This window comes from Nocardiopsis listeri (assembly GCF_020741345.1).
In the GTDB taxonomy this organism is placed as follows: domain Bacteria; phylum Actinomycetota; class Actinomycetes; order Streptosporangiales; family Streptosporangiaceae; genus Nocardiopsis; species Nocardiopsis listeri_A.
Genome location: NZ_DYZD01000257.1, coordinates 1 through 6,531, shown reverse-complemented (window position 1 = coordinate 6,531; position 6,531 = coordinate 1). Strand labels below are relative to the sequence as shown.

Sequence of the window (6,531 nt, the reverse complement as noted above, 5' to 3'; positions counted from 1 at the left end):
TTGAGGCGTGCGGTGCGGGCGGCAACAATCACGCGGCGGGGAAGGAGGAAGAACCCACCCCCACCCCGCCCGACAACCCCAAGAGCCAAAAACCCCAGGCGCCCCACCCTCACGCCAAAGTGAATCGTTTTAAACCCGCACCGAACCAAGATCGTAACCGATACATGTACAACCTTCAGTTCAGCCGGCTCAGCGAACTCAGCCCAACTCAGGCCCGATGCGCGGCCGTCGAACCGCGTAGCACGATCTCGGGGGTGAAGAGCCGGCGCTCGTGCCTGTGGTCGGGGTTGTCGAAGTGCTCCCGAAGCAGACTCATCGCCGTGCGCCCCAGTTTGTACTTGGGCTGGGCGACCGTGGTGAGCCCGGGGTGCACGAGGGCGGCGACGTCGATGTCGTCGTAGCCCATCACCGAGATGTCTTCGGGGGCGCGCAGGCCACGCCGCCCGAGGCCCTTGCGGAATCCCAGGGCGAGCTGGTCGTTGGCGCAGAACACGGCGGTGGAACGCTGGCGTGGCCCGCCGGCCAGGACGGAGTCCACGGCCTTCTCGCCCTGTTCGGGGTTGAGTTGGGGCACGTGCACCAGGTCGAGGGCCGTATCCGGATCCAGGCCCGCCTCGGTGACGGCTTGGAGCAGGCCCTGGTGGCGGCGGTGGACCTGGTCGATGGAGAAGGGGCCGGTCAGGAACGCGATCCGTTCGTGGCCGAGTCCGATGAGGTGGCGACCGGCGGCCAGCCCGCCGGCCTCGTTGTCGACGCTGACGCTGCATCCTTCCTCGATGGGCACGTCGCCGCGGTCGAGTGCGACCCAGGGGATCCCTTGCTTGCTCAGCCAGCGAAGGTCGGACAGGTCGTCGTCGATGGGCATGACGACCGCGCCGGCGGCGCGCTGTCCGGCGAGCAGGCGCAGGTTGCGCTCCTGGCGGCTGTGCTCCTCGGCGGAGTTGAGCAGCAGCACCGCCAGGCCGGACTCCACCGCCTCGTCCTCGACCCCGCGCGCGACCTCTGTGAAGTAGGGGTTGGTCACGTCCAAGACCAGCAGTCCCACGCAGTCGCTGCGCCCGGACCGCAGGTTGCTGCCGGAGGAGTTGCGCACGTAGTCGAGTTCGCGGATGGCGGCCTCGACGCGTTCCCTGGTCTCCGTCGCCACCCGTTCGGGGCGGTTGAGGACGTTGGACACGGTCCCGGGCGAGACCCCAGCATGCTTTGCGACCTGGGTGATGCCGACGGAACGCCGGGTCGCGGTGGGGTTCGGGTTCTCGGGCACGTGCGGTACTCCCAGCCTGGAGGGTGCGCTCATGGTCACACCGTGATTGAAACGTGTCAATGCCAATCGTACAAGTGGCTCAGGGCTGAGGGGCGCTCTTCTCCGTGCAGGGCGGGGTCGTAGGCGATCCACACCCATTATCAGGATGTTTCCCGGATGCCTTGACGGCTGTCTGTGGCCTAATTAACATCACCCTCATCTTAAAACGTTTTGTCCACCGCCCTCTTCCACGTATCGATCCCTCCCGCGTATCGACCTCGACGCGAGTCCTCAACGGAAGGAGGACAGCATGGCGGTTCGAGGCCCCACGGGTCCGCCCGTCCTCTCCCTCGCCGACGTGAGCAAGGCCTTCGGCAGCGTCCGCGCCCTTCGGGACATGTCCCTCGAACTCCACTCGGGCGAGATCCACGCCCTCGTCGGGGAGAACGGGGCCGGTAAGTCCACCCTCGTCAAGACCCTGGCCGGGGTGCATCGTCCCGACGACGGCCACGTTCTGGTCGACGGCGCACCCGTCGAGTTCGCCGCACCCGTCGACGCCCAACGGGCCGGAGTCGCGGTCATCTATCAGGAACCCACCCTCTTTCCGGACCTGTCGGTCACCGAGAACATCTTCGTCGGCCGCCAGCCCCGCACCCGTTGGGGCACCGTCGACAAGACCCGCATGCGGCGCCTTACCGGGGAGGCCTTCACCCGTCTGGGTGTGGAGGTCGACCCCGAACGCCCCGCGCGCGGACTCTCCATCGCCGACCAGCAACTCGTGGAGATCGCCAAGGCCATCACCCGCGACGCCCGGGTCCTGATCATGGACGAACCCACCGCCGCGCTGTCCGGGGTGGAGGCCGAACGCCTGTTCCGGGTCGCCCGGTCCCTGCGCGACGCCGGAGCGGCTCTGCTGTTCATCTCCCACCGGTTCGAGGAGGTGTTCGCCCTCAGCGACCGGGTCACGGTCGTGCGCGATGGGGCCTTCGTCTCCTGCGACCCCACCGACGACCTGGAGGTGGACACCGTGGTGCGCCGCATGGTCGGCCGCGACGTCGACGACCTCTACCCCAAGCAGGAAACGACCATCGGTGAGACAGTCCTGGAGGTGGAGGGACTCACCCGTCAGGGGGTCTTCGCCGACGTCTCCTTCACGGTGCGCGCCGGCGAGATCGTCGCGCTGGCCGGGCTGGTGGGCGCCGGGCGGAGCGAGGTCGTACGCGCCGTGTACGGGGTGGACCGCTACGACCTGGGCACGGTCCGGGTGCACGGTCGAGTGCTTCCCGCGGGTCGGCCCAAGGCCGCCATGGCCGCCCGCATGGCCCTGGTCCCCGAGGACCGCCGCCGGCAGGGGCTGGTCATGGAGTCCTCCATCGCCCGCAACGCCACCGCCACCCGCCGTCGCCCGCTCAGCCGCGCCGGTCTGCTGACCTCGCGGGCGGAGAACGAGGCGGCCCACCACTGGGGCGAGCGTTTGCACCTGAAGTTCGGCGACCTGGCGGACATGGTCTCCACCCTGTCCGGCGGCAACCAGCAAAAGGTCGTCCTGGCCAAGTGGCTGTCCACCGAACCGCGGATCCTGTTCGTCGACGAACCCACCCGCGGGATCGACGTGGGCACCAAGGCCGAGGTCCACCGCCTGCTCACCACCCTGGCAGGGGAGGGCGTGGCCGTGGTGATGGTCTCCAGCGAACTCCCCGAGGTCCTGGGCATGGCCGACCGTGTCCTGGTGATGCACGAGGGCCGACTCACCACCGAACTCGACCGATCCGAGGCCACCGAGGAGTCCGTCATGTACGCGGCCACCGGAACGACCGCGGGGAAGGGGACGACGTGACGGTGACCGACACCCACACCGACGCCCCGGCCGTGTCCGCCACGACCGGGCGCGTCCGGCGCACCCGCAGGGTCCGTGAACTCGGCGTGCTCCTGGCCGTGGTCCTGCTCATCGCCGCCACGTGGCTGAACAACCCCGGGTTCCTCTCCAGTCAGGGCGTGCGCGACCTCTTCCTCGGCGCGACCGTGTTGTCGGTCCTGGCCGTGGGTCAGGCGCTGGTCCTGATCACCAAGAACGTCGACCTGTCGGTCGGTTCGGTGATGGGCCTGTCGGCCTTCGGGGCCGGCACCCTCTTCGTCGCCTTCCCCGGGCTCCCCGTCCCCGCGGTGCTCATCGCCGGTGTGGCCCTTGGCGCCCTGTGCGGTCTGGTGAACGGTTTCCTCGTCACCTTCGCCCAGGTGCCCGCGCTGGTCGTCACCCTGGGCACGCTCTACGCCTTCCGTGGGCTCGGCCACTGGTGGGCCGACGGTGGCCAGGTCAACGCCCACGACATGCCCTCCGCCTTCCTGGGACTGGGCCGGTCGAGTCTCCTGGGCGTGCCGTTGCCCGCCGCCGTGGCCATCGTCGTGGTCGTCGGTGTGGGCCTGTTCCTGTCCCACTACTGCTCGGGCCGCGAACTGTACGCCATCGGCTCCAACGTCGAGGCGGCCCGCCTGTCCGGCATTCCCGTGGGCCGCCGGGTCCTGGCGGCCTTCGTCGCCAACGGCGCCCTGGCCGGTCTGGCCGGGGTCCTCTTCGCCGCCCGCTACGGCACCGTCGACTCCACCGTCGGTTTCGGTATGGAGTTGCAGGTGGTGGCCGCCGCCGTCGTGGGCGGCGTGGCCATCGCCGGGGGAGTGGGCACCGTCTACGGCGCGGCCCTGGGCGCCATCCTGCTCACCACCATCACCGCCGCTCTGCCCATCTGGCGGATCGACCAGTTCTGGCACCAGGCCGTCGTCGGTGCGCTCATCCTGGCCGCCATCGGCCTGGATCGACTGCTGGCGCTGCGCTCGGCGCGCAGGCTTCGAGGAGGTCCCCGTGGCTCCTGACACCATCGCCCCTTCCCCGGCCCCCGGAAGGTTCAGAACCCTGCTGTCGGCCCGTGAGGCCCCCGTGGTCGGCGCGTTGGTGGTGGCGCTGTTGTGCGCGTCGATGTTCGTCGACGTGTTCGCCACCGGTCGCAACACGAGCTTCCTGTTGTTGAGCGTGGCCGCCATCGCGCTCATGGCCCTGCCGATGACCCTCATCGTCATCACCGGGGAGATCGACCTGTCGGTGGCCTCCACCCTGGCCCTGACCAGCGCGACCCTGGGTGTGCTGTGGGAGTCCGGTGTGCCGATCGAAACGGCCCTGGTGATCTGCCCGGTGGTCGGCGCCCTGCTCGGCGCCTTCAACGGGGTACTGGTCACCGTGATGGGGCTGCCCTCCCTGGCGGTCACCATCGGCACCATGGCCCTGTACCGGGGTCTGGCCTACGTGCTGCTCGGGGATCGGGCCGTGGCCGGCTACCCGCAGAACTGGGTGAGCGGGGCTCGCGCACCCTTCCCCGGAGTCGAGGGCCTGCCCTGGATCGCGGTGGCGATCCTCGTGCTCGCCCTACTGTTCGCGGTGTTCCTGCACGCCACCGGCACCGGTCGCTCCCTGTTCGACATCGGCAACAACGACGAGGCCGCCCGCTTCTCCGGGGTGTCGGTGAGGTGGACGAAGTTCTGGCTGTTCACGCTCAGCGGCGTGGTCGCCTCCTCGGCGGGGCTCTTTTGGACCCTGCAGTACGGCACCTCACGCGCCGACACCGCCTTCGGCCTGGAACTGCAGGTCGTGGCCGCCGTCCTGCTCGGCGGGGTGTCCATCTTCGGCGGGGTCGGTTCGATCCTGGGGGTGATGAGCGGAGTGCTGCTGCTCGGTGTCCTGCGCAACGCCCTGCAGTTGTTCGGCGTCAGCAGCGACGTCCTGCTCATCGTCACCGGCGCGATCCTCATCGCCTCCGTCGTCACACCCAACCTCGTGGCCCGGGTCCGCTCCCGGCGCGCACGCCCACTCGAATCCCGTACCCCCGAGGGAGACACACCATGATCGACCCCCGACGCCACCTGTTCCTCGCCGCGACCGCGGCGGTGATGCTGCTGGCCACCGCCTGTGGCGGCACCACCATCGACGACGTCCAGGACGAGGGCGCCCAAGGGCCCACGGGAACCGCCGACCCGGACGCGGAGATCCCCGAGGGTCTGGCCATCGACTTCCTGCCCAAGCAGCTCAACAACCCGTTCTTCGACCTGGTCGACGCCGGGGGGCGGGAAGCGGTCGAGGAAGTGGGCGGTGTGGCCACCGAACGGGGCGGTACCGAGGCCACCGCCGACTCCCAGGTGGAGTACATCAACGCCGCCAGCCAGGCCGGCAGCGACGTCATCGTCATCGCCGCCAACGACCCCGACGCCGTGTGCCCGTCCCTGAACGAGGCGCGCGACAACGGTGCGGTCATCGTGGGTTACGACTCCAACGCCAACTGCACCGACGTGTTCGTCAACCAGTCCACCGACCAGCTCATCGGGCAGACCCTGGTGGACATGGTCGAGCAACAGCTCGACGGCGAGGGCACCTTCGCGGTCCTTTCGGCCACGCCCAACGCCACCAACCAGAACGCGTGGATCGAGGAGATGGAGCAGATCCTGCAGGAGGACGCGTACGCCGACCTGGAACTGGTGGACACCGTCTACGGTAACGACGACGACCTGGAGTCCTTCCAGGAGATGCAGGGGCTGATGCAGTCCCACCCGGACCTGGACGCGGTCGTCTCGCCCACCACCGTCGGCCTGGCCGCCGCGGCCCGCTACGTCAGCGACTCCGAGTACCGGGGCGAACTGGTGGTGACGGGCCTGGGCACGCCCAACCAGATGCGCGAGTTCGTGCACGACGGCACGGTCGGCGGGTTCGCGCTGTGGAACCCGCACGAGCTGGGCTACCTGGCCGGGTACACCGGTGCCGCGCTCAAGGCCGGGCAGATCACGGGTGCGCAGGGGGAGACCTTCACCGCCGGAGAACTGGGCGAGTTCACGTTCGAGACCGACGGTGAGGTCGTGCTGGGCCCGCCGCTGGTCTTCGACGCCGACAACGTCGACGACTTCGACTTCTGACCCGAAGGGGGACGCGTGCGACGAGTGTGTTTCGTGTTGAAGGTGCGCGAGGACCGGTTGGCGGAGTACCGCAGGCGCCACGCCGAAGTGTGGCCGCAGATGCGTCGGGCCCTGTCGGAGAGCGGTTGGCACAACTACTCGCTGTTCGCCGACGAACGGGGCATGGTGATCGGTTACCTGGAGACCGAGGACTTCGAAGCGGCCCGTGAGGCCATGGCCCGGACCGAGGTCAACGCCCGCTGGCAGGCGGAGATGGAGCCCTTCTTCGAGGGCCTGGACGGACGCCCCGACGAGGGGATGATCCCCCTGACCGAGATCTTCCATCTGCCCTAGAGGGC

At 69.1% G+C, this 6,531-nt stretch carries 6 protein-coding genes; 5 read left to right on the top strand and 1 reads right to left on the bottom strand.

Going from position 1 to position 6,531, the window contains the following annotated elements; all coding sequences use genetic code 11:
- Positions 1-208: 208 nt before the first annotated feature.
- Positions 209-1,297, bottom strand: coding sequence for a LacI family DNA-binding transcriptional regulator (locus tag K8V84_RS13460; protein WP_304074639.1), 1,089 nt, complete (start codon positions 1,295-1,297; stop codon positions 209-211).
- A gap of 256 nt (positions 1,298-1,553) precedes the next feature.
- On the opposite strand from K8V84_RS13460, the gene K8V84_RS13455 reads away from it, so the two are divergent.
- The 5 genes from K8V84_RS13455 to K8V84_RS13435 are packed head-to-tail and all read left to right on the top strand — an operon-like array spanning position 1,554 to position 6,526.
- Positions 1,554-3,080: a sugar ABC transporter ATP-binding protein gene (locus K8V84_RS13455; protein ID WP_304074638.1), complete on the top strand. Its 1,527-nt coding sequence runs from the start codon at positions 1,554-1,556 to the stop codon at positions 3,078-3,080.
- A gap of 2 nt (positions 3,081-3,082) precedes the next feature.
- The gene (locus K8V84_RS13450) at positions 3,083-4,111 is read left to right on the top strand and encodes an ABC transporter permease (RefSeq protein ID WP_304074641.1); all 1,029 of its coding nucleotides are present in this window, start codon (positions 3,083-3,085) and stop codon (positions 4,109-4,111) included.
- The gene (locus K8V84_RS13445) at positions 4,101-5,135 is read left to right on the top strand and encodes an ABC transporter permease (RefSeq protein ID WP_304074637.1); all 1,035 of its coding nucleotides are present in this window, start codon (positions 4,101-4,103) and stop codon (positions 5,133-5,135) included. Before K8V84_RS13450 ends, K8V84_RS13445 begins: the two co-directional genes overlap by 11 nt.
- Positions 5,132-6,193 (top strand): rhamnose ABC transporter substrate-binding protein, encoded by a 1,062-nt coding sequence (rhaS, locus tag K8V84_RS13440; RefSeq protein ID WP_304074635.1) that lies wholly within the window; start codon positions 5,132-5,134, stop codon positions 6,191-6,193. The genes K8V84_RS13445 and rhaS overlap by 4 nt, the downstream gene beginning before the upstream one ends.
- A 15-nt stretch (positions 6,194-6,208) precedes the next feature.
- The gene (locus K8V84_RS13435) at positions 6,209-6,526 is read left to right on the top strand and encodes an L-rhamnose mutarotase (RefSeq protein ID WP_304074634.1); all 318 of its coding nucleotides are present in this window, start codon (positions 6,209-6,211) and stop codon (positions 6,524-6,526) included.
- Positions 6,527-6,531: the final 5 nt, after the last annotated feature.

What these genes read in the sequence shown, in the direction of transcription:
- K8V84_RS13455 (WP_304074638.1), top strand. Translation starts at nt 1,554, where the DNA reads ATGGCGGTTCGAGGCCCCACGGGTCCGCCCGTCCTCTCCCTCGCCGAC.
- K8V84_RS13460 (WP_304074639.1), bottom strand. Translation starts at nt 1,297, where the DNA reads ATGAGCGCACCCTCCAGGCTGGGAGTACCGCACGTGCCCGAGAACCCG.
- rhaS (WP_304074635.1), top strand. Translation starts at nt 5,132, where the DNA reads ATGATCGACCCCCGACGCCACCTGTTCCTCGCCGCGACCGCGGCGGTG.